The sequence below is a fragment of the Paraburkholderia phymatum STM815 genome, from assembly GCF_000020045.1.
Lineage (GTDB): Bacteria > Pseudomonadota > Gammaproteobacteria > Burkholderiales > Burkholderiaceae > Paraburkholderia > Paraburkholderia phymatum.
In genome coordinates this window covers 657,263-679,769 of record NC_010623.1, presented here as the reverse complement: position 1 = coordinate 679,769, position 22,507 = coordinate 657,263, and the positions used below count along the sequence as shown (strand labels likewise).

20 protein-coding genes are annotated in these 22,507 nt (G+C 63.6%); 9 read left to right on the top strand and 11 right to left on the bottom strand.

The genetic code is table 11. The features are described from left to right. Nucleotides 1–5: 5 nt before the first annotated feature. Nucleotides 6–1,322, bottom strand: coding sequence for an O-antigen ligase family protein (locus BPHY_RS18820; protein WP_012403034.1), 1,317 nt, complete (start codon nt 1,320–1,322; stop codon nt 6–8). A gap of 733 nt (nt 1,323–2,055) precedes the next feature. Here BPHY_RS18820 and BPHY_RS18815 point away from each other — a divergent pair. From BPHY_RS18815 to BPHY_RS18795, 5 genes are all read left to right on the top strand, one after another. Then, complete coding sequence (locus BPHY_RS18815; protein WP_012403033.1) at nt 2,056–3,570, top strand: mannose-1-phosphate guanylyltransferase/mannose-6-phosphate isomerase; 1,515 nt, start codon at nt 2,056–2,058, stop codon at nt 3,568–3,570. Nucleotides 3,571–3,611: 41 nt separating this feature from the next. Then, nucleotides 3,612–4,988, top strand: a complete 1,377-nt coding sequence (locus BPHY_RS18810; RefSeq protein ID WP_012403032.1) for an undecaprenyl-phosphate glucose phosphotransferase — start codon at nt 3,612–3,614, stop codon at nt 4,986–4,988. A gap of 27 nt (nt 4,989–5,015) precedes the next feature. Beyond that, nucleotides 5,016–5,459 (top strand): hypothetical protein, encoded by a 444-nt coding sequence (locus BPHY_RS18805; RefSeq protein ID WP_244257807.1) that lies wholly within the window; start codon nt 5,016–5,018, stop codon nt 5,457–5,459. A gap of 138 nt (nt 5,460–5,597) precedes the next feature. After that, nucleotides 5,598–6,761 carry a hypothetical protein gene (locus BPHY_RS18800; protein WP_012403030.1) on the top strand — a complete coding sequence of 388 codons (1,164 nt, stop codon included), beginning with the start codon at nt 5,598–5,600 and terminating at the stop codon, nt 6,759–6,761. Nucleotides 6,762–7,226: 465 nt separating this feature from the next. Next, nucleotides 7,227–7,508: a hypothetical protein gene (locus BPHY_RS18795; RefSeq protein WP_012403029.1), complete on the top strand. Its 282-nt coding sequence runs from the start codon at nt 7,227–7,229 to the stop codon at nt 7,506–7,508. Between the two features lie 49 nt (nt 7,509–7,557). On the opposite strand, the gene BPHY_RS18790 is transcribed toward BPHY_RS18795, so the two are convergent. The 8 genes from BPHY_RS18790 to BPHY_RS18755 form a co-directional block, all read right to left on the bottom strand. Beyond that, nucleotides 7,558–9,057 carry a CHASE2 domain-containing protein gene (locus tag BPHY_RS18790; protein WP_012403028.1) on the bottom strand — a complete coding sequence of 500 codons (1,500 nt, stop codon included), beginning with the start codon at nt 9,055–9,057 and terminating at the stop codon, nt 7,558–7,560. A 52-nt stretch (nt 9,058–9,109) separates the two neighbouring features. Continuing rightward, nucleotides 9,110–9,733: an OmpA family protein gene (locus tag BPHY_RS18785; RefSeq protein ID WP_012403027.1), complete on the bottom strand. Its 624-nt coding sequence runs from the start codon at nt 9,731–9,733 to the stop codon at nt 9,110–9,112. After that, on the bottom strand, nt 9,730–10,194 hold the full coding sequence (locus BPHY_RS18780; RefSeq protein WP_012403026.1) for a FecR family protein: 465 nt from the start codon (nt 10,192–10,194) through the stop codon (nt 9,730–9,732). The genes BPHY_RS18785 and BPHY_RS18780 overlap by 4 nt, the downstream gene beginning before the upstream one ends. 397 nt (nt 10,195–10,591) lie before the next feature. After that, the gene (nudC, locus tag BPHY_RS18775) at nt 10,592–11,551 is read right to left on the bottom strand and encodes an NAD(+) diphosphatase (protein WP_012403025.1); all 960 of its coding nucleotides are present in this window, start codon (nt 11,549–11,551) and stop codon (nt 10,592–10,594) included. A 121-nt stretch (nt 11,552–11,672) separates the two neighbouring features. Next, a complete protein-coding gene (locus BPHY_RS18770; protein ID WP_012403024.1) occupies nt 11,673–13,247 on the bottom strand; it encodes a S8 family serine peptidase in 1,575 nt (524 codons plus the stop codon). A 143-nt stretch (nt 13,248–13,390) separates the two neighbouring features. Then, the gene (locus BPHY_RS18765; RefSeq protein ID WP_012403023.1) at nt 13,391–13,672 is read right to left on the bottom strand and encodes a hypothetical protein; all 282 of its coding nucleotides are present in this window, start codon (nt 13,670–13,672) and stop codon (nt 13,391–13,393) included. A 296-nt stretch (nt 13,673–13,968) separates the two neighbouring features. Further along, on the bottom strand, nt 13,969–15,225 hold the full coding sequence (locus tag BPHY_RS18760) for an MFS transporter (RefSeq protein ID WP_012403022.1): 1,257 nt from the start codon (nt 15,223–15,225) through the stop codon (nt 13,969–13,971). A gap of 358 nt (nt 15,226–15,583) precedes the next feature. Further along, entirely contained in the window at nt 15,584–16,441 is an 858-nt protein-coding gene (locus BPHY_RS18755; protein ID WP_012403021.1) for a class I SAM-dependent methyltransferase, read from the bottom strand. Between the two features lie 77 nt (nt 16,442–16,518). On the opposite strand from BPHY_RS18755, the gene BPHY_RS18750 reads away from it, so the two are divergent. The 4 genes from BPHY_RS18750 to BPHY_RS18735 are packed head-to-tail and all read left to right on the top strand — an operon-like array spanning nt 16,519 to nt 20,942. Continuing rightward, on the top strand, nt 16,519–17,871 hold the full coding sequence (locus BPHY_RS18750) for an efflux RND transporter periplasmic adaptor subunit (RefSeq protein WP_012403020.1): 1,353 nt from the start codon (nt 16,519–16,521) through the stop codon (nt 17,869–17,871). Further along, nucleotides 17,868–18,575, top strand: coding sequence for an ABC transporter ATP-binding protein (locus BPHY_RS18745; RefSeq protein ID WP_012403019.1), 708 nt, complete (start codon nt 17,868–17,870; stop codon nt 18,573–18,575). The genes BPHY_RS18750 and BPHY_RS18745 overlap by 4 nt, the downstream gene beginning before the upstream one ends. A gap of 21 nt (nt 18,576–18,596) precedes the next feature. Then, a complete protein-coding gene (locus BPHY_RS18740) occupies nt 18,597–19,751 on the top strand; it encodes an ABC transporter permease (RefSeq protein WP_012403018.1) in 1,155 nt (384 codons plus the stop codon). Between the two features lie 24 nt (nt 19,752–19,775). Continuing rightward, on the top strand, nt 19,776–20,942 hold the full coding sequence (locus BPHY_RS18735) for an ABC transporter permease (protein ID WP_012403017.1): 1,167 nt from the start codon (nt 19,776–19,778) through the stop codon (nt 20,940–20,942). A gap of 6 nt (nt 20,943–20,948) precedes the next feature. On the opposite strand, the gene BPHY_RS18730 is transcribed toward BPHY_RS18735, so the two are convergent. After that, nucleotides 20,949–21,386, bottom strand: coding sequence for a YciI family protein (locus tag BPHY_RS18730; RefSeq protein ID WP_012403016.1), 438 nt, complete (start codon nt 21,384–21,386; stop codon nt 20,949–20,951). Nucleotides 21,387–21,492: 106 nt separating this feature from the next. Then, nucleotides 21,493–22,467: a LysR family transcriptional regulator gene (locus BPHY_RS18725; protein WP_012403015.1), complete on the bottom strand. Its 975-nt coding sequence runs from the start codon at nt 22,465–22,467 to the stop codon at nt 21,493–21,495. Nucleotides 22,468–22,507 lie beyond the last annotated feature (40 nt).

Below are 22,507 nucleotides of genomic sequence, written 5' to 3'. Positions count from 1 at the left end.
TTGCTTTATGAGCCGGGTGCGATACGCCCGGTCGCACCGGCGGGATAACGCGGTGGTGCGGGTGGTACGTGCTCTCGATAGGGCGGCTTCGGACGTACCACCTGCGGGTTGTTTGCTGGTCTCGCCACGCGCACAGGACGCGAAGCAAGCAGTAGCGAAATCACGAGAGAGAGAATCAGCACGTTCGACGGCGCAACGAGCCGGTGTTCCGTCGCCGCCATCACGAGGAGGCACACGCAAGAGAGTTCGATGAAACGGTATGCCGTGAAGTTCTGCCCATGCTCGACCAGCGCGGCGCGTGCGGCGCCATTCTGACTCCACGTGATGAGCTTCCAGAAAAAGCTCAGCACCAGCGCGAGTCCGACCACGCCCAGCTCTGCGAGGAAGTTCAGATAAGAGTTGTGCGCGTGTGAGTCGCTATGCTCGATGACGATATCCGATGGCACGGAGAACACGCCAAAGTAAGAGGCGACGTGGCGGATCGTATCGTCGAACGAGCCGAAGCCCATGCCGACGATCGGGCTCTGGCGGAAGTACGTCAGCGCTCGCGGCCACAGCCATTCGTAGCGGATGTCGAGATTCGCGACCTTGGCGTCCGCGTTCTGGATCGAGAACGGGTAGCCCATGTAGTCGACGTTGCCCCGCAGGTGATAGAACGCCATCGCGAGGGATGCGACCACGAGGCACGACATCAGCGATGCGAGAATCAGCCGCTTGCGGCCGAAATACAGATACGGAAGGATGGCAAGCGCACCCAGCAGCGAGCCGCGGCTGTAGGTGGAGAAGAGCATCAGTCCATTGAGGCCGATCAGCAGGAGCATGATCTTGCTGCGCCGCTGGAGATAGCACGCGACGCCGAGGCAGAACATCATCGCGAGGAAGCCGCCCGCAGCGTTACGTGCAATGAAAAAGCTGCCGAAGCTGTCGCCGGGATTCTTGAAGATGGCGAGCAAGCCGTTCTGCGCGAGATACAGCATGTACGGCGGGATATTGATCAGCACCGCGAACACGAAGAACGCGCGCAGCATTTTGTTCATATCCCAGCGGTGCGAATACACGCAGCCCGCGAATATCGGTGCATAGGAAATGAAGAAGTTGCCGTCGCGCCGATAGAACTCGAATTCGGTCAGCGAACGCGGGTCGTAAAGCAGCGTCGACACGACTATGAATAGCGTGAGTGCCGTGAGGGGACCCATAAACGACGGGTAGCTTCTTCCGAAAAAGCGCCATGCGCAAAATGCGATCGGCAAAAATCCCACTGCGCTCACAGGTATCAGATTTGTGACCGTCAGGAATAGCGCCAATACCGATATATAAGCCATTTCGACTCTCGTGAAGAATAATTGTGCACGTCCACTGCTGGAAAGCGGCGCCTGTCAACGATGGGTGTGCATGGATCCGACATTGCGCCTGGCGAGCCGTCGAGTGTTCGATCTGGCCGGGCCGAACAGGGTTGTGACCTGTTTTGACGTGCGGTGTTCCGACATCTGGGAGATGTGACTTCTGCGAGGTGCCAACCAAGCCGGGACGCGGCACTTGCAGTCTGCTTCAATGAATAGCAGCGAACGCCTTCTACACGCAACGTATCACGAATACCCCTATATTTCCAGGTCAGAATCGGTTTGAAACAAGTTCGATTCGCCAAATCATAGGCTCTATCCGAAAGGCTCTGCGCCACATGCCATAACATCAACCGTTCGCGCCAGAGAGGCCGTCGCGCAGCGTAAGGTGTCTATCATCTGATGTAGGTCGAGTCGAATGCGGTCCACTTGAGTCGTTTAAAACAGGCATTGTTTTATAGCTCTGAACCGCATCTTCGGTCTTTCAATTCATCTGCCAATGGTTGTGCGAGCACGACGCGTACCGGATGCGCTCAGACTCATGCGAGCCGTTCGCCATTCGCGGCCTGTGCGGTCCGCAGTCAACACAATCCCGCGTCAATAGCTGAATCATTACGCGGAAGATGTCAGTCAAAAACGATGGTTGGATCCTATGGACTTCGTCCTGATAGTAGCGGGCGATGAGGATCGGACTTGAACACCAGGGAGATTGAAGGTGGACAAACGAACCACTCATGCTGAACAACACAACGCCGCTGCCGCGGCTGAAGCAGCCGTCGAATCAGGTCGGCTCGTGCAAGTCATTCTCGCCGGTGGATCCGGTACGCGTCTATGGCCGGTATCGCGTGAGCAATATCCCAAACAACTGATCGATGTGGTCGGCGATCAGTCGCTGCTGCAAGCCACGATGAAGCGTATGGACGGCTTCGCGAAGACATGGGACGTGGCAGCGCAGCCCGTAATCGTATGCGGCGCCGAACACTTCTATGTGACATCGGAGCAGGCCAGCGATTGTGGCGTGAAGCCTTGTGTCGTGGTCGAACCCGCGCGGCGGGATACGGCGCCTGCGTTGACGCTTGCCGCATTGACTGCAAGCAGCGACGGCGACGATCCCATCCTCGTTGCGATGCCCGCCGATCACGCCATCGCAGACGTGCCTGCATTGCACCTGGCGATCGACGTCGCCGCACGCCACGCACAGGCAGGGGAAATAGCCACACTCGGCGTTCCGCCGACGCGAGCAGACACAGGCTTCGGCTATATCCGCCTCGGTGCGCAATTACAGGATGGCGCGCATCGTATTGATCGCTTCGTGGAAAAGCCCGCAGCCGAGCTGGCGGCGCAATACGTCGCGTCGGGCGGCTACTGGTGGAACAGCGGCATGTTCGTCGTGCGTGCGTCGGTATGGCTTGCAGCGTTGAAGATTTTTCAGCCTGACATGTACGCCGCTTGTGTGCAGGCATACGAGAACGCCAAACGTGACGACGGCTACATCGCACCTGGCGCGGATGCATTCGCGCAGTCGCCTTCCGATTCGATCGACTATGCGGTGATGGAGCACCTCGGCAAGCCTGAGTCACCCTTCACGGGCGTGGTGGTGCCGCTCGAGGCGGGCTGGTCCGATCTCGGCTCGTGGGACGCCGTGTGGGAAGCGATGGAGAAGGATGAGTTCGGCAACGTGGCCAACGGCCGTGTGCTGATGGAAGGGGCGACGACAACCTACGCGCGCTCGCAGGGCGGCCGGCTCGTTGCGTGCGTGGGCACGAGCGACATCGTCGTCGTCGAAACCGACGACGCCGTGCTGGTTGCCGATCGTTCGCATGTGCAGGACGTGAAGGGCCTCGTGTCACGCATCCGCCAGACGAATTCCCCTGAAGCCGACATACACCGGAAAGTGCGGCGTCCGTGGGGCTTTTACGATTCGATCGATAACGGCGAGCGCTTCCAGGTCAAGCGGATTGTCGTGAATCCTGGTGGACGGCTCTCGCTGCAAATGCATCACCATCGCGCCGAGCATTGGATCGTCGTCTGCGGTACGGCACTCGTGACGCGAGGCGAAGAACAGTTCTTGCTGACAGAGAATCAGTCGACCTACATCCCGATCGGCGTGCAACATCGTCTCGAGAACCCCGGCCATGTTCCGCTGCAAATCATCGAGGTTCAATCGGGCGCGTATCTGGGTGAAGACGACATCGTCCGTTTCGATGACAAGTACGGTCGCTGCAACTGAGCGGCTGTCGTGAACATGTTCGTTGTAAAAGAGGGGTTGTGATGCGTGCATTGACAGGTCTGCTAGCGAGGCTATTCGACGTCGCGCTGATCGTGGCGGGTGCGCTGGTGGCGTCGCAAATACGCTTCGACGACGTTTCCCAGCGTGGCTTTTACCTCGCGTTTGTCGCATTTGCTGCGGCATTCTCACTCGCGATATTTCCTGCGCTCGGCGTGTATCAATCGTGGCGCGGCCGTTCCAAACGCGTACTGGCCAGTCAGGTGGCTCTCGGTTGGCTGATCGTGCAGGGCTGCGCGATGGCTTTGATGTTTTCGCTGCACCGGATCGACTTCGTGTCGCGTCTCTGGTTCGTGTACTGGACGGCATTGTCCGGCAGCGGGCTCATCGTGAGCCGCCTCGTGATCCATAGTCTGATTGGACGGGTGCGCCACGCAGGGATCGACTTGCAGCCTGTCGCCATCGCGGCGTGCGGAGACCACTGCAACGACATCATTCATAAGATGGAAAGCGCGGCCGAATCCGGCTTCCGTCCGTGGGCCGTTTACGATGTGAGCCCGGATTCGAAGAAGGAATCGTCTGTGCCGACCTTCACCGAGCACGAGGCATTCGCGCGATACGTGCGCGAGCAGAACATCGGCGAAGTATGGCTCGCGCTGCCGTTGACGGAAGAGCGCGCAATCCTGAAACTCGTCGACGAGTTTCGCAATGATCTGATCAACATCCGCTTCATGCCCGACGTGCGCGCGCTCGCGTTGTTCGAAGGCAGCGTCACGAGCTTGCTGGATCAGCCGACGATCAATCTCGCCGCTTCGCCATTGCCGCCGAATGCGATGGTCAAGAAGGATCTGTTCGACCGTCTGTTCGCGCTCGCTGCATTGCTCGCCATTTCCCCGATTCTGCTGGCATGTGCGATCGCCGTGAAGCTGAGCTCGCGAGGACCGGTGTTCTTCAAGCAGCAGCGCAAGGGCGCGGACGGCCGTGTCTTCACGATCTACAAGTTCCGCACGATGCGCCTGCATGAGCAGAAGGCGGGTGTCCTCAAGCAGGCCACGCGCAACGACCCGCGCATTACCCGTGTGGGCGGCTTCCTGCGGCGGACCAGCCTCGACGAACTGCCGCAATTCTTCAACGTGCTGTGCGGCGATATGTCGGTCGTGGGGCCGCGTCCGCATGCGCTGGAACACGACGACCTCTATCAGCACGTCGTGTCGGGCTATATCCATCGTTACCGGATCAAGCCTGGTATCACCGGCTGGGCGCAGATCAACGGCTATCGCGGCGAAACGGATCGCCTCGAAAAGATGGAAGGACGTGTCGAGCACGATCTCTACTACTTGCGGAACTGGTCCTTTGCGCTGGACCTGCGCATCATTCTCGCGACCGTGTTCAAAGGCATTTCTCATCAGAACGCATATTGAGCGTAGAGCGACGCAGGTGCGCCAGACATGACTCATGCAATCAGGTTGGAAAAATCTTCGATTCGAGCGGAGCGCAGTGAGCGGCACGATGCGCGCAGCGAAGATCGAGCCGCCCTTCATCAGGAGCCCGCCTTGAGCGAGGAGCTTTGGTGCGTTCATATCGAAGGGCCGGACGACTTCGTCGCTACGTCGTCGCGCGAGGCGGCCGAGCGGGAGGCTTCCGCGATCAACGCTTATCTCGACAGCGCGAAAGGCCGGCTGCAGGAGCGGGCGCCGACACGCATGGTGAGAGCGTCGGCCGCCGTGTGGCCTTACACGGCCGCAGGTCACGCGCGGTCGCTGGAAACCGACTGGGAAGACCTGCAGCGCATGCCGCATCGTCGGACTAAACAGGAGACTCACGAAGGCATGTTGTCCTCCGTGTTGCGGCGGATGAAGACGCTCGCCAGTAGCGCTCGCCGTAAAAGCTAATAAGACAAGGCTTAAAACAAGGCTAAAACGCGTGCTCAACGCGGGTTCGTTCCGCGAATAGCATTCACGCGCATTCGCCTGGCGTCGATGCCGGGAATCGGCGCGGGGCTCGCTTCATTTAATCACGCGGAGTTCGATATGTCGTATGGCATCGTTTCACGGGTCGTCACATTTGGCGCCATCCTGATGTTGGCGAGTTGCGGCGGAGGCGGAGGAGGGTCCGGCTCGTCGCCCGGTTCGCCGAGTGCGAGCAACAGCCAGCCGACGCTTGCGAAGGCAACGGCATTAGTCGACGGCACCAAGGTCGGCGACGACTATTGGGCAGCAGGCTCGACGCAATCGGGTGGAACGGGCCAGACAGTAAGCGGCCTCAATTGCGGTGCGCGCGGCAACGTTTATACCTATTCGCATCTGTCGGTCTATCTGAATGGCAGGCCGCTCGCGTTGCCGACGAACATCGGCACCGTGGCTCCGACGTTAGCCGCGCAAACGGGCTGCGCGTATCCCGTTCACACGGACGACGAATCGGGCAAGATCCGCATGGATGCCAGCACGGGCGCATCCTATACGCTTGGCCAGTTCTTCGCGATCTGGGGGCAGCCGCTCACGTCGAGCAACGTCGCGGGACTGACGGGAATGCCGATCACGATCTACGTGAACAACGGCGGCCAGCTGTCGAAATACACGGGTGACCCGGCGAGCCTTGTGCTGCCGCCACATGGCGAAGTGTCGATACAGATCGGCACGCCGCTCGGCCAGATTCCCACTTTCGCGTGGACCGATCCGCCTTCCTTCGATCCGAACCAGACTGTCCTCGCCTTCGGCGGCACGGTCGGCACGGGGCATTGGCAGGACGGCAGCACGTCTACGGGGGGGACGGGCGCAGATGTCGACGGTCTCGTCTGCGCGTCGGGCATGAGCGAGACTTATCATGTGCATGCGCATCTGGCCATCATCAACAATGGGCAGTGGCTCGCGTTGCCGCAGAACATCGGCATTCTGTCGCAATGCAACTACGAGATGCACACGCACGACCATACCGGGATCATCCACATTGAAACGCCGAATGCGAAGAACTTCACCTTGGGCCAGTTCTTCGACATCTGGGGCCAAACGCTGTCGAGAACGAACGTAGCGGGCGTGACAGGGACGGTGGTCGCGTATATCAACGACAACGGCGATGTGCGCCGTTATGAGGGTGAGTTGCGCGATATTCCGATGATCTCGCACCGCGACATTACGCTGCAGATCGGCTCACCAGTGAATTCGCTCGCCACGTACTCCTGGTACGAGCCGCAGTAGTTTTCCGGCAGGCACCTGAAGCCGGCCGCGGTGTCCGCGCGCAATGCGCGGGTCTCGCGGCCGGTTTTTTGTTGGGCGACGACGGACAGGCATCGGCGATCCGTTGGCGGACGCCCGACATCGAGTCGCGCGCCGACAATGCTCGGACCCATTGTCTGGCGCGCGTATCTCCTTGTTGTCACGCACCTGGCCGCGTCTGACGGCAATCGCGAGTCAACCCGCGTGCGACTGGCACAAGCTGTGCGTTGCTATCGGCGGGCGCAACGGCGACCGGTCGGCCAATTTGCCACCGTGTCAGCAGCATGGATCAGAGTTCGCGAAGAGTTCTAGAAAGTGTTGTCTGTTTGAGCCTCCTGGTTAGCGTGCCGCAGTGCGGGCCGTGCACATCGTTCCACCCATGTCGAACATTGACGCGCAGCGAGAGCGCGACGCGTCAAGGCGTTCTTTTGTTTATTTGGAGTCCGTATGAAATCGAAGATCATCGTTGCTGTACTCGTCGCAAGCGCTGCGTCACTGGCGGCACCGGCTTTTGCAAGCGGTTACGGTCCTGCGCCTTACTATCGTCCGGATGTGGGCGCGCCCGCTTCCCAAGCGGGGCAAACCGCGCAAACGCTGGCTGCCGAAGCTATGCAGGCCAGTGCGGCCGATGAAAGCCGCGCGAGCGTCGGCGGCGACGAAACAATGACTACGCAGTCGGGCCGCCGTGCACCTGCTGTGCGCCTTGATGAGGTCTATAGCGGAAGCTGAGCGCTACGCCGCGAAGCGCTGTTTGCCGGCGCTTCGCGATACGCGCGATTCATGACTCGGGATGGCGGACGGGTTGCGCGGCCGCCGTCTTTTCCGGCGCGTTGGCTTTGGTGGGACGCGAGAGCAGCGCGTCGCGCAAGGTTTGCGCACTGTCGAGCAACGCGGTAGAGAAGAAGCAGCCCATCACGGCAGACAGGATGATGAAGATCGACGCCGCATCGACCAGCAGGCCAAAGAGCTTGAACAATAGCAGGCAAGTCGCGAGCAACAGCAGATTCAGCACCACACCGATGATGGCCGTTCCCTTCGGCACGGCGCGCACGAACGCCGCCAGTTTCGAATCGGTGTGCGGCAGATACCAGATGATCAGCAGACCGAAGCCGAGCACGAACAGCGTCTCGACCCATTTGACCCAGACGGGACGCCGCAGGAAACGCCCCTCGAAAATCGTCTCGATGATCTGAGCCTGGATTTCGATGCCCGGCACCAGTTCGCCCAACGCGGTCGTGCGCATATCGGTGAGACCCGTGCCCGTTAGTCCGACCAGTACGAGCTTGTCGCGAAAGCGCTCGGGATCGACTTGTCCTTGCAGGACGTCGCCCGCCGACACATAGCGATGCTGCGTCGAACGCATGGACGCGAAATGTAGCCAGATGTCGCCGTCGGGCTGCGTGGGCACCTGTACATCTGCGACGCCGACCGACTGCACGCCCGCCGCGTCCGCATAGACATCGACGGCCGCCGAGCGCGTGACGACACGCAGCATTTCGATCGGCATGCACGGCACCAGCTTGTCGCCGAGCCCCAGAATCAGCGGGATGCGCCGCACCGCGCCTTGTTCGAGCGCGACATTCAGCATCCCCTGGCCGTGCGCCGCCGCCTGTAATTCCGGCAGGCTCGCGAGCACGTAGCCATATCGCTTCACATGGTTTAACGGATCGACACCATGCACGAGAATCGGCGCGCTGTGCAGATCGGTGCTGGTATCGAGCGCGGCGTGATCGACGGCGGCAGCGCCGAGCACGGATGGCGCGGCGCGCAAGGCGGCCGCGAGAATCGTCTCGTGGCTCGGCAGCGCACGCAAACCGGCAGCGAGCGTGGCAGCCGAATCGGGCAGGTTGTCGGCCACCTTGTCGGGCGAGGTCTGGTCCGCTTCGGGCATGTAGACGTCGAGGCCGATTGCAAGCGGCTTCTGGGCGGCGATTGCATCGACGAGACTGGCCAGCCGGTTGCGCGGCCACGGCCACTGACCGACAGCGGCAAGGGTCTTGTCGTCGATCGCCACGATGATCACGGGCTGGGAGGCCGGCACGCGCGGAAAGCGCCGCTGATAGTGATCGAACAGCAACTGCCGCGCCGAGTTGAACGAGTCCGGGATGAAATCCTCGAATCTGTCGAATACGGCCGGGCGCGCAATGCCGCCGGGCCACTCGCTATACAGGTTGAGCAGGCTCAGTCCGAACAGCACCGCAAGCGCGACGGGGCGGCCTTGCCCCGCTTTCAGCAGCTTGCGGAAAAACGTCACCCATGGGGCGCTCAAGCGTTTCATCTGATCAACGGCACGCCAATGCCGGCCACAGAGGCGGTGACGGGTCACCGGATCACTGAATTGTAATGACGACGCGCCGATTCATCTGATTGGGGACGCCGTCCGCCGTATGCACGAGCGGCTCGCGCTTGCCGCGTGCCGCCGTTTCGATCTGCCTGGCCGGAATGCCTGCCTTGATCAGGAACTTCGCGACGGTTTGCGCGCGTTGCATCGACAGCCGGTCGTCGTATTCGGGCGATCCTGCCAGGTCCGTGTGACCGACGACGGTCAGATGCGGCGCGGGCCAGGTGGCGAGCACGGCCTTCATTTGCTGCACCGTGACGGCGGATTGCGGCGCCAGTTCCGTCGCCGAATCGAACAGAAAGTTGATCGTGAACGTGGTGGGACGCGGCGGCTGCGCCGCGAGCAGCGTGCCGTAGCGCGTTTCGACGTTAGCCGGGGTGCCGACTGCCTGCTCGATCTTGCCGCTCTTTGCGACCTCGGCTGTCGCGTAAGCGTGATCCAGCACTTGCGTATTGTTGCCGCTTTTCACGACGACGGAGCCGACGCTGCCATCGGGGTTGGGCAGCAACGTGATCTTGTCCGGCGTCGAGCATCCGCACAGGCAGGCGAGCGCCGCCGCGAGCACACTCGATGGGAGTTGCGCGCGCGAGGCGGCAAATCCAAAGACCTTCAACGCGTGTTCTCCCCGTCGCCGACCTCGATGATGAACTCGGTGCCGCGTACGCCCAGCGTCGTGGTGGGCGTGCTGAAGCGGACCGCTTCGGGATGCGCTTTCGCCAGCTTGCCGTCGACGACGGCAAGCGAGCCGCGCCGGATGGTGGCGTCCAGCGCACCGTCGTGTGTCGTCGTGTTGAACGCGAAGTGGTTCAGTTCGAGCACGGAACTCGAACCCTCGGAAAGCAGCGTGTTGTCGCGTAACGTAATGCCGACTGAAGAGGCGGGGCCCGTCACGATCCGGTCGCTCCCGTAGACCTCGCTGCCGATCAGCGCGTCGACGCTTTGTGCGGCCCGCTCGATATGGACAGCGCCCTTCACCGTCTTGACGACGCCGATTGCATCCGCGGCGCGTGCGCCGATGGCAACCGCGCATCCGCAGGCGAAAACCAGTGCATAGTGAACGGCTTGCTTGCGCATAGCTGACGACCTCGATGGCGGGTTGGACGACGCGCCAGGGCGCTGCGCCGGAAGGCCGCTCGCGCGAGCGAGGGCGGGCGCGGCTTCGCGCAGATCATCGGGAGAATAAGGCGCGGGACGCGGCGGCTCTGTGCGCTGCCGCACATAGCGCCCGTCGATCGGGCGGGTTTCTGGCAAGGTACTTGCTGGGATGCCAGGCGCCGGCGCGCAGGCGCGCGGTGCGAAATTCCGCACAGTCCTCGCACCTATGAAGCAAGCGCATTTGCGCGCAAAGGTACATCGACGGGCCCGCCCGTGCACACATTGGGGTGCGCTACGATCTTCCGTGACGCGAGAGAGATTCAGCTCGCCGGGCGTGCCACTCGGAAGCGGCGAAGCAGCGAAGCGGTTCGACAGCTTAGCCGCGCAGCACGGCTGCGCCATGCTCGACATACGCTCGCAGCAGATGATGTGCGATCGCGAACGGCTTCGGCGCCGATAGTCCATCCGCATGCGTGCCTTCGAGCATCGCGGCGACTTCGGCGCGCGTGAACCAGCGCGCGTCTTCGAGTTCGGTCGTGTCGATGACGATGTCGGTATCGCTGGCTTGGGCGAAGCAGCCGATCATCAGCGAAGACGGGAATGGCCACGGCTGCGACGCGAAATACACGACGCCCGCGCAGTTCACATGCGCTTCTTCGTGCACTTCGCGGCGCACGGCGTCTTCGACGGTTTCGCCCGGTTCGACGAAGCCCGCGAGCGCCGAATACATGCCCGGCGCGAACTGGCGCTGGCGTCCGAGCAGGCAGCGCTCGCCGTCGATCGTCAGCATGATGACGACGGGATCCACGCGCGGGAAGTGACGCGCGCCGCACGCGTCGCACAGGCGTTGCCAGCCGGCCGCCGTCGGGCGGCTGCGCGCGCCGCAGTTCGCGCAGAAGCGGTGGCGGTTGTGCCAGTCGAGCATCGATTTGGCTTCGCCGAGCACGCCGAGCACTTCGTGCGGGACGAGACCTTGCATAGCGATCGAGCGCAGGTCGATGCGCTCGTATGGCTGCTTGCGCGGCTGTTGTTCGTCTTTCCCGTCGCCTTGTACGAGGCCCGGCGCAAAGCCGAGTGCAAAGTGTCCGCTGCCGTCGCCGTCCTCGCCGAGAAACACGCTTTGCAGCGCCTGGCCGAACGCGAGCGCCTCGCTCGCGACGAACCACGCGTCGTACCGTTCGCCACGCTTGAGGAGCGGGACATCGCCGTCGAAGACGAGAAAACGCGCGGCGCTATCGTTGCGCAGGTTCGCGACGAAGGCTTCGTCATCGCGCTTGTCGGAGCGGCGGTCGAGGTGGTTGAGGTTGAAGCCGATGGAAGAGGAAGGAACGATCATTACGTTGGAATGTGGGCGGGAACGATCCGCAAGTATGGCACGGTGTCCCGCGCGCCGCAGGCACACGCGAAGGCGGTCGGGCGGCCGTCCACTGCCGCCCGGCTGCGTTCGCGCGATCGTGTCAAACCTGCCTGAGTGCCGCGAGTGCATCGGCGAGACCCGCGCCCGTTGCACCGTCCTGGCCGACGCCCGCCGGCACGCCCGCGCCCTTTGGATCGCTTGCCGGGTTCGCGTGGCCTTTGGTTACGTCGCGTGCGGTGCGGCGCAGGATGGACTTGATGTCGCCCGGCGAGAGGTGCGGGTCGGCCTGCAGCAGCAGCGCACACAGACCGGCCAGTTGCGGCGCGGCGGCCGACGTGCCGCTGAACACGCCCCAGCCGTCGTTGGACGTTGTGCCGTCGAACGCCGCGTTTTCGCGGTCGATTTCGCAGCCGGGCGAAACAGGCAGCGAGATGTAGGTCGCGTGCGGCAGCAAGCCCACGAGTCCGCACACGTCGGGCACGCTGCGGCCCGAATAGATGAGGCTCGTGAACGCGCTCGCATAGTCGGAGGCGCGCATCGCGCCGTTCTGATCGACGAACACGCCGCCTGCCGAAATGATTTCGGGCATCTGGCCGGGAAACGAATAGTGGCCGTTGCCTGCCGAGAACACGATCACGATGCCGCGCTTCACGGCTGCCTGGATTTCCGCCTCCAGCGCGACCAACCCATTAGGCAGTGTCTTCAACGGCGTGTTGCCGGGGCCGCGCAAGTCATAGCCGAGGCTCACGGAGATCACCTGCGGATCGTGCTTGAGCGCTTCCTGTAATCCTTCCAGCACGGATGCGCCGCTCGATGGATCTGCTTCGTTGTCGAGCTTCACGCCGATGAAGGTCGCGCCCGGCGCGATTGCGAAGATGTTGGCGGATTCCCCTGTGCCGTGACCGTTGCCGTCGGTGCGTCGATCGGTGGCGCCAGGCGCGAGGACGACCGACGACGCATAGCCATGCGCCTTGAAATACGGATGGCCGTGCGCGAAGCCGCTGTCGATCATCGCGATCCGCACGCCTTTGCCCGTGATGCCCTGCTGATGCACGGGCGTCGCGTTGAGCTTGAGCGCGACGTCGGCGGGCGCGGCGAGATGGAAGTAGGGCACGGTGGGCGGCGTGGCGGACGGCGCGATGGCTTCGCGAGTTTTCGGCGCGGCGCGCTTCTTCGCCGCCGTGGCCGAAGCCTTCGCCTTCGCGCTCTTTGCCGCTTTGGCTGCCTTGGCGGCCCTCGCCATGTAGATGTGCGGCCACTGGATATACACGTCGTCGAGCAGCGACTGGACGGACGGGTCCGGATTCCACGGGGCGTTGTCGGGCGGATAAAGGACCGAGCCGAATTGTGCCGCGGACGCACATGGCGCCTTCATGCGCTTGAGCTTCGTCTGGAACAGCGCTTCGAACTGCTCGCGCGTGCAGCGCATCGACGCCGACAGCGAGCCGCGGCCCGTCAGCGTGAAGCCGCGGCGCGCGAGTTCGGCGAGCGCGAGGTCGGCTTGCGCGGGATCGGGTATGAACGACGACACTGTGTCCGTCGACATGCGCGCGCCGAATTTAGTCGGTCCGATGTTCTGGCCCGGACGATTGAACGTGATTGCAACGCGAAGCGCTTCTTCCGTGTCGCTGCGTGAGGGGCGGGTTGTTGCATCATGCGGATCGTAGGCCTTCATCGCTTCTTCTCCTGTGTCGACGGCGGCAGGCGCTAGGGGCATAAACGGCGTAAGCGGCGTAAGCGGCGTAAGCGGCGTAAGCGGCGTAAGCGGCGTAAGCGGCGTAAGCGCGCCTGCGCCGTTTCATGCAAGACGAATGCAGGTTAATCGAATGAAAGATGCTGCGGCGCTTCGCTGATCGATGCGACGTAGGGTTCAAGACTGTCCGGCACGGCAAGGGTTCCGCTCATGCTGGAAGAATGGGGAAAAAGCCGGCGGAATGCGGCATCGGACATACGTGCGGACAGCGTGGCGCGGCCTTCGCCGCTGATTTGCATGCCCAGTTGCCCGGCGGCGCGTCTGGCCGCTTCGCGTGCCGCGTCGTTGCTGCATGTGTCGCGCAGCAGAAGCTGCAGGCGCCGCACAGGACGGGGTTCGTTCGTCATCGCCACCTCCGCATCGGTTGCAGCATAACGGGCCTTCGCGCTCGAGGATGGCTTCTGATATTACGCCGGCGCGTGCGTCGATGTCATCGCGCGGCGGCGCGTGCGATGCACCCGTTACAGCAGATGCGTGACTTCCAGATGGCGCTGCGCGAGAGGACGCCGGCTCGACAGAAGCTGCGTCTGCCGCGTGAGCCATGGAACGCAAGGACCTTGAGGCGACGCTCGGCAGACAGTTCGCTCACGAGCGCGCCGAGCGGCGCGCTGCGTTCAGGCGGAAGTGACGTGCGCTCGGTGCATCAGACGCATTCGGTCTGAACGTCGGCCGTCTTGACGGGCGCGTCGAATGGCACGCCTGCGTTGCGCTTGCGGAAGCTGGCCAGCGTGACGAGGCCGAGAATCGCGAGCACGCTGCCGAACCAGAAGTCGACGGGAATGCCGGCGTGATCGACGATCGTGCCGCCCGCCGACGAGCCCACGGCGATCGCCACCTGAATGATGCCGACGAACAGCGCCGAACCCGCTTCCGGCAGATCGGGCGCTGCTTCCTGCATCCACACGCTCACGCACAGCGGAATCGCGCCGAACGCGACGCCCCACGCGAGCACGACAGCCGTCACCACGGGCGCCATGTCCTTGAGCAGTGGCATGGTCAGCAGCGCGAACAGCAGCAACATCGTCATCGACGCAAGCGAGCCCCTGAGCCGGCGCGCGACGAAGGTCGACACCGTGAAGTTCGACACGAAGCCGATGATGCCGAAGCCAAGCAGCACGGCCGTGATCGTCGACGCGTTGAAATGCGCGTCCTGCAGGAACGGCGCGATATACGTGTACGACGAGAAATGCGCGCCGAAGATCAGCGCGACCATCAGCAGGCTCTTGCGCGGGAACGGACGGCGCACGAGCGTCACGAGATCGGCGAACCGCAGCGCGGCTTTCGACGGCAGCGACGGCAGCAGCGCGAACTGCGCAATCAGCGCGACGGTTACGAGCACCGCCGTCGCGACGAACGACATGCGCCACGAAGCGAAGCTCGCGATGAATGTGCCGAGCGGCACGCCGATCACGGTCGCGCAGGTCACGCCGGCGAGTATCGTCGCCGTCGCGCGCGGCGCCTCGTGCGCTTTCACGAGCCGGCCCGCCGCGGCGAGCGCCAGCGTCCAGAAGCCGCCGAGCGCGGCGCCGAGCATCGCGCGGCCCACCAGCATCACGGAAAACGACGGCGCGAACGCCGACATCAGGTTCGATGCGAGCAGCATCACGGACAGCAGAATCAGAATCAGCCGGCGATTCACGCGTCTGGCAGCAAGCATCATCCCGGGCGCCGAAATCGCCGCCATGATGCCGGGAATCGTCACCATCAGGCCTGCCGTTCCGGGCAGAACGTCGAAGGTCTGCGCAACTTGCGGCAACAGGCCGACGGGCAGGAATTCCGTCGTGACGAAAGCGAACGCGCCAACCGTTACGGACGCGACCGCAAGCCATGCGCGCAACGGCGAAGACGTGCCGTCGGCGACCTCCTGCAGGCGGCTCGAAGGAGTGTTCTCGAAGTTCATAGCTGGATCGATGGATCGATGGAGCGCGTCACCTTATCACCGCTCTCCGAAACGAGCAGACGGATTGCACAGACCGCGTGGCGCGCGTCAATTCGACCTTTCCCGTAGCCGTTTCTAGGGCGCTCGGAAAATTCAGGGGGCGAAGATGCAGAACGTGATGGGCAGCGACCGTGCCGGCAGCTCGCGCATCGAGCAGAACTGGATCGGCCAGTGGCTGTGCTAGCCGGGCAACGAGGCAAGGGGTGAGGCGCAACGCACGCAGCTGGACTGCACGGGCGGCAACGACGGGAGCAGCGACCGCAAGACGCAGCTCCGCTGGGGCGGCAACCAGAACTGACGCGGCGTTGCGCGACCGTCTTCAGGTCGTCGCAACGAGAAACGCTTCACCCGTCGACGGCCGCAGGTCATCCCGTCGGCGGGCGAAATAGCGTCCGACGAGGTCGCCCGTCGAGACGTACTCGACGCGTCTGAAGCCCGCTTTGTGCCCGAGCGCCAGCATCTCGTCGGGCGTGAAGAAGCTGACGAACGGCGTGCCCGCTGCACGCGCCCGCTCGTAGACGGACTCGTGCTGCGCGCGTTCCGCGGGATCGACGAGATCGAGCGGCAGCAGGAAAGTCATCGCCAACGTCGAACCGGGCGCCAGCTTTGCGATCTGACGCAACGTAGCCAGATTCGCGTCGCGCGTCAGGTACATCGACACGCCCGTCGATGCGATCACGGCGGGCGCGTCGGCGTCGAAGCCCGCATGCGCGATCTGTTCCCACCACGACTGGCCCGCTTCGAAATCGACGGGCACGAGCCGCAGCCAGTCGGGCACACCGTATCCGAGCTCGACCAGGCGCTGGCGCTTCCACGTCGCCGCGCCGGGCCGGTCCACTTCGAAAACGGTCAGACGCGACGCGAGTTCCGGCTGACGCTGCGCAAACGTATCGAGCCCCGCACCGAGAATCACGTACTGCTCGACGCCGCGATCGCGCTGCTGCGCGACGAGATCCTCGATAAACCGTGCACGCCCTACGATCGACGCGCGATAGCCGCGCGTGCCTCGGGCGTCCATGTCGGGACGGTCGCGCCAGCCTGCATCGGGCGCCGCGAGGCGCAGGCCGATTTCGTCGTCGAGTACATGGGGCGCCGCGTCGACCTGTACGTGCATCGCGCGCCATAACGCAACGCGGACCGCGGTGCTGTCTGGCGCAACAGTCTGATCGTTCTTCATATGTCTCCCTCGGAATTCGAATGACCAACGACTTTGAATCTAAAACGTTCGCGTCGGCGTCTGTCAACCCGGCCACGATGCCCTTCGCATACCTCGCGCGCCTTTGCACGGCGGTTTTCCTGCGAGCGCTGTTGCAGCGCAAACGGGATACCCGGCGGAGCCAACGCCGGCGAGGCACGGCGCTATACTGTGTGCCCGTCTCTATCCGACGACATAACAAATTGGCAGATCACGATCTGAAGCGGCTGAAAATCGACCGGCCCGCCGTCGCCACGGGCGGCCGCCGGCGTAACTGGATCGGCTACGGGGCCGTCGCGCTGATCGTCATCGGCGCGCTCGTCTTCGGGCTCCGGCTCGCCGGGCCGCAATCCGTCGAGACCACGACCGTCGTCTCGGCCTATCCTTCGCAAACCTACACGCTGCTCAACGCGACAGGCTACGTCGTGCCCCAGCGAAAGGCCGCCGTTGCGTCAAAGGCGCAAGGGCGGCTGGAATGGCTCGGCGTGCTGGAAGGCACGCGCGTCAAGAAAGACGAAGTGATCGCGCGCATCGAGAGCGCGGATGTGTCGGCGTCGCTCGCGCAGGCGAAGGCGCAGGTCAAGGTCGCGCAAGCGAACCTTGCGCTGCAGCAGGCCGAACTGAAGAACGCCGAAATCAATCTGCGCCGCTCGAAGATTCTCGCGCCGAACGGCGCAATTCCTGCGACGCAGTACGACGCCGATCTCGCGCGCTACGACAAGGCGGTCGCCTCGATCGACAACAGCCGAGCCGCGATCGTGTCCGCACAGGCGAATGCGCAGGCTGCGCAGGTCGCCGTCGATCAGACCGTGATCCGCGCGCCTTTCGACGGCGTCGTGATCGAGAAACACGCGAACGTCGGCGACAACATCACGCCGTTTTCGCAGGCGTCGGACAGTAAAGGCGCCGTCGTGACAATCGCCGACATGGACACGCTGGAAGTCGAAGCCGACGTCGCGGAATCGAACATCGCGAAGATTGCCGTGAACGCGCCGTGCGAGATCCAGCTCGACGCGCTACCCAACGTGCGCCTCGCGGGCAGTGTGTCGCGCATCGTGCCGACCGTCGACCGCTCGAAGGCGACCGTGCTCGTCAAGGTGCGTTTCGTCGATCATGACGCTCGCGTGCTGCCCGACATGAGCGCAAAGATCGCGTTCCTGTCGAAGCCGGTGCCGCCTGAAGACCGCAAGCCGGTCGTGGCCGTGCAGCCGGCCGCCATTGTCGAGCGCAATGGCCGCAAGGTCGTGTTCGTCGTCAAGGACGACACCGCGCGCGAAGTCCCTGTCACGACGGCGCAGACGCTCGGCGAACTGGTCGCGGTCAGCGGCGTGCGTCCCGGCGACGTGCTGGTGCGTGCGCCGAACGAGCACATCAAGGACGGCGCCAAGGTCTCCGTGGCGAAGAAACAGTGAGCGCGCCGAACCCCGCCACGCCGCCGCTCGTCGAGATCCGGCACCTCGTGAAGTCGTACCGGCGCGGCGTGCAGACCGTGCCTGTGCTGTCCGACATCACGCTCGCGATCCGCGAGGGCGATTTCATTGCGCTGATGGGGCCGTCGGGCTCGGGCAAGAGCACGCTGCTCAATCTGATTGCGGGCATCGACCGGCCTGACGGCGGCCAGCTGAGCGTCGGCGGGCTGGATATCACGCGGCTGTCGGAGTCGGCGCTCGCGCAATGGCGCGCGGCGCACGTCGGCTTCATCTTCCAGTTCTACAACCTGATGCCCGTGCTGACGGCATTCGAAAACATTGAATTGCCGCTGATGCTCACGCGTCTGTCGCGCAAGGAGCGCCGCGAGCGCGTCAGTCTCGTGCTCGACATGGTGAATCTCGGCAATCGCGCGCATCACTATCCGTCCGAGCTGTCGGGCGGGCAGCAGCAGCGCGTCGCCATCGCGCGCGCGTTGATCACCGACCCGACGCTGATCGTCGCCGACGAACCCACGGGCGACCTCGACCGCGCATCCGCCGAAGAGATCCTCGCGATGATGCAGCGCCTGAACCGCGAACTCGGCAAGACCATCATCATGGTGACGCACGACGCCCATGCGGCGGGTGCCGCCAACGCGCTCGTGCATCTGGAGAAGGGGGAACTGATCGATGGCAGCCGAAGCTGAAATCCGCGCCAGCGCTCAATCATGTACCTGCTGAAGCTGATTGCGCGCAATGCGCTGCGTCACAAGCTGCGCACGACGCTGACCGTGCTCGGCCTGACGATCGCCGTGCTCGCCTTCGGACTGCTGCATACCGTCGTGGACGCGTGGTACGCGGGCGCGGCGGCTGCATCGAATGCGCGGCTCGTGACGCGCAACGCGATCTCGCTCACGTTCCCGCTGCCGCTGAGCTACGAGGCCCGCATTCGCGGCGTGGAAGGCGTGACGATGGTCGCGCGATCGAGCTGGTTCGGCGGCATCTATCGCGAGCCGAAGAACTTCTTTGCGCAGTTCGCAGTGTCGGACAACTATCTCGATCTGTATCCGGAGTTCCTCCTGCCTGCGCAGCAGCGCTCGGATTATGAGCGCGACCGCAAAGGCTGCCTGATCGGCAGGCAGCTTGCGACGGCGTATGGCTTCAAGGTCGGCGACGTGATTCCTATCAAGGGAACGATCTATCCGGGCACGTGGGAGTTCGTCGTGCGCGGCATTCTGGACGGCCGGGATGAATCGACGATTACGCGCCAGATGATTTTTCATTGGGACTATCTGAACGAAAGCGTGCGCAAGATGCCGGGGCGCAAAGCGGACCAGGTCGGCGTGTACGTGGTCGGCATCGACAATCCCGACAATGCGGCTGAAATCTCGCGGCGCGTCGACAGCGTATTCAAGAACTCGCTCGCCGAAACGCTGACGGAAACGGAGCAGGCCTTCCAGCTGGGCTTCGTCGCGATGTCGAATCAGATTATCGCGGCGATCCAGCTCGTGTCCTATGTGGTGATCGTGATCATCATGGCCGTGATGGCGAACGCGATGGCGATGAGCGCGCGCGAGCGCACCGTCGAATACGCGACGCTCAAGGCGCTCGGCTTCGGGCCGGGCTTTCTCGCGCTGCTGATGTTCGGCGAGTCGCTGACTATCTGTACCGTGGGCGCGGGCCTCGGCATGCTCGCCACGCCGCCCGCCGCAGCCTTCTTCAAGCAGGTGACGGGCGGCGTGTTCCCCGTGTTCGCCGTGTCGCGCGACACGATGCTGCAACAGGCGGCGTGTGCGCTCGTCGTCGGGGTGGCGGCCGCCGTCGTTCCGGCGCTGCAGGCGGCGCGCGTGCGGATCGTCGAAGGCCTGCGGGCAATCGGCTAAAGGGAAAGCTAAAAGGAAAGGCTCGTGGCAATTCCGCTCTCGTACATCGCCCGCAACCTGTGGACCCGCCGTCTGACCACGGCGCTCACGGCGGGCGGCCTCGCGCTGGTGGTGTTCGTATTCGCGACGGTGCTGATGCTCGACGCCGGTCTCAAGAAGACGCTGGTCTCGACGGGCGAGCAGGACAATGTCGTCGTGATCCGCAAAGGCGCGGAAACAGAAGTGCAAAGCGCGATCGACCGCGGACAGGCCAACGTGATCGAAATGCATCCGGCCGTCGCGATGGGCGCAGGCGGGATGCGGATGGCGTCGAAAGAATCCGTCGTGCTGATCTCATTGCTGAAGCTCGGCACGGGCAAGCCGTCGAACGTCGTGATCCGCGGCGTGTCGCCTGCGGGCATGAGCTTGCGGCCGCAGGTGAAGCTCGCGTCGGGACGCATGTTCAGTCCCGGCTCGTCGGAGATCGTGGTCGGCAGCAGCATCGCAAAGGGTTTCGGCGGCACGCAGCTGGGCGAGCACCTACATTTCGCGCAGCGCGACTGGACCGTGGTCGGCACTTTCGATGCGGGCGGCAGCGGCTTCGATTCGGAAATCTGGGGCGATGTCGATCAGCTGATGCAGTCGTTCCGGCGCACCAGCTATTCGTCGATGGTGGTGCGTCTTGCGCAGTCCGACCAGTTCGAGCAGTTCCGTGCCGATCTCGACGTCGATCCGCGCCTCGCGGAAGAAGCAAAGCGCGAGCAGACCTTCTACAGCGACCAGTCGAAGGCGCTGTCGAGCTTCCTCAATATTCTCGGCATCACCCTGTCGACGATTTTTTCGATTGCCGCGATGATCGGCGCGATGATCACGATGTACGCGTCGGTCGCCAATCGCGTCGCGGAAATCGGCACGTTGCGCGCGCTCGGCTTCCAGCGCGCGAACGTACTGGCCGCGTTTCTGGTCGAGGCGATGCTGCTGGGGCTGGTCGGCGGGCTGGCGGGCCTGGGCTGCGCGGCGTTCATGCAGTTCGCGTCGTTTTCCACGACGAACTTCCAGACCTTCGCGGACCTGTCGTTCCGCTTCGTGCTCACCCCGTCGATCGTCGTGAAGACGCTGCTATTTGCGATGACGATGGGGCTCGTCGGCGGCTTTCTGCCCGCGATGCGCGCGGCGCGGATGAATATCGTGGACGCGTTGCGCGCGCGCTGACGCCGGTTACTTCGCTTTGCCCGCCTGCTGCTCGATCTCCGCACGCAGCCGTTCTTCCTGTTCGCGCAACTCGGGCGTGAACTCATCGCCGAAATCTTCAGCCTCGAATATCTGACGAATTTCGATTTCCGAATCGCCTTCCATTGGATTCGGGCAGCGCCGCACCCATTCGACGGCCTCGTCCATCGACTTCACCTTCCACAGCCAGAACCCTGCGATCAGTTCCTTCGTCTCCGCAAACGGACCGTCGATCACCGTCCGCTTCGCGCCCGAAAAGCGCACCCGCTTGCCGCGCGAACTCGGATGCAGGCCTTCGCCCGCCTGCATGATGCCCGCCTTCACGAGTTCTTCGTTGAACTGGCCCATTGCGGCCAGCAATTCGGTGCTGGGCATCTTGTCCGCTTCGGAATCGGTCGTCGCCTTCACGATCACCATGACTCGCATCGTTGTTCTCCTGAGTGTGTTGAGTGTGTTGTGGAAGCCGCGCGAAATCGCGGCCTTCATCACGACGACGTTCGAGCGCGGCCGGATTCGACAGCGCGACACGAGTTTATTTCTTCTTGCGACGCGCGGCACCGTCCGCGCGTGCCGTTTTCGGCTGCCGCTTGCGTCTGACGCGGGCCTCGGCACGCTGCGTGTCCGCCCAATCGCGGATCATCGCGACCAGCGCGCGTAAGCCGGCCGGCGCGTGCCGGCGCCCCGGATAGTAGAGGCACAGGCCGTCGAGAGGCGGCGTCCAGTCGTCGAGCACACGAATCAGCGTGCCCGCTTCGAGATCGGCGGCGACGGTCCATTCGCTCAGATACGTGAGGCCGACACCGGCGCGCGCGGCGTCGAGCATCAGGCCGGACTCGTCTAGCGTCAGCGCCCCCTTGCCGTCTATCCGCACCGTTTCGCCATGCCGCTCGAACTCCCATTGATAAATGGAGCCGCTCGGCATGCGCGTGCGGATGCAGCGGTGCCGAGCGAGATCGTGAGGCGTGCGCGGCGGCGTGTGCTGCGCAAAATACGCGGGGCTTCCGACCACAGCGAAGCGCTGCCGGTCGCCGAACGGCACGGCGATCATGTCCTGCGGCACTGTTTCGGCGAGGCGGATGCCCGCATCGAATCCTTCCACGACGATATCGATCAGCCTGCCTTCCGTGACGATGTCGAGCTTCATCTCCGGATAGCGCTCGAGGAACGCGATGAATACGGGCATCGCCTGATGCGCGGCGCCCACCGACGTATTGATGCGCAGCGTGCCGCTCGGCGTATCGCGGAAGCTGCCCGCCTGTTCGAGCGCGACGCGGATGCTGGATAGCGCGGGCGCCACGCTGTCGACGAATTGGGCGCCCGCTTCCGAGAGCGACACGCTGCGCGTCGTACGGTTGAACAGACGCACGCCGATGCGTGCTTCGAGCGCCGCGACGGCGTGGCTCAACGCCGACGTCGAGACGCCCAGCTCGTTGGCCGCGGCGCGGAAGCTGCGATGGCGCGCCACCGCCAGCACCGCTTCCAGTTCGGTCATGCCCGTCGTTTTCATTGTCCTGTTTTGCTCAATAGGTCATGTCCAATTGTATGGC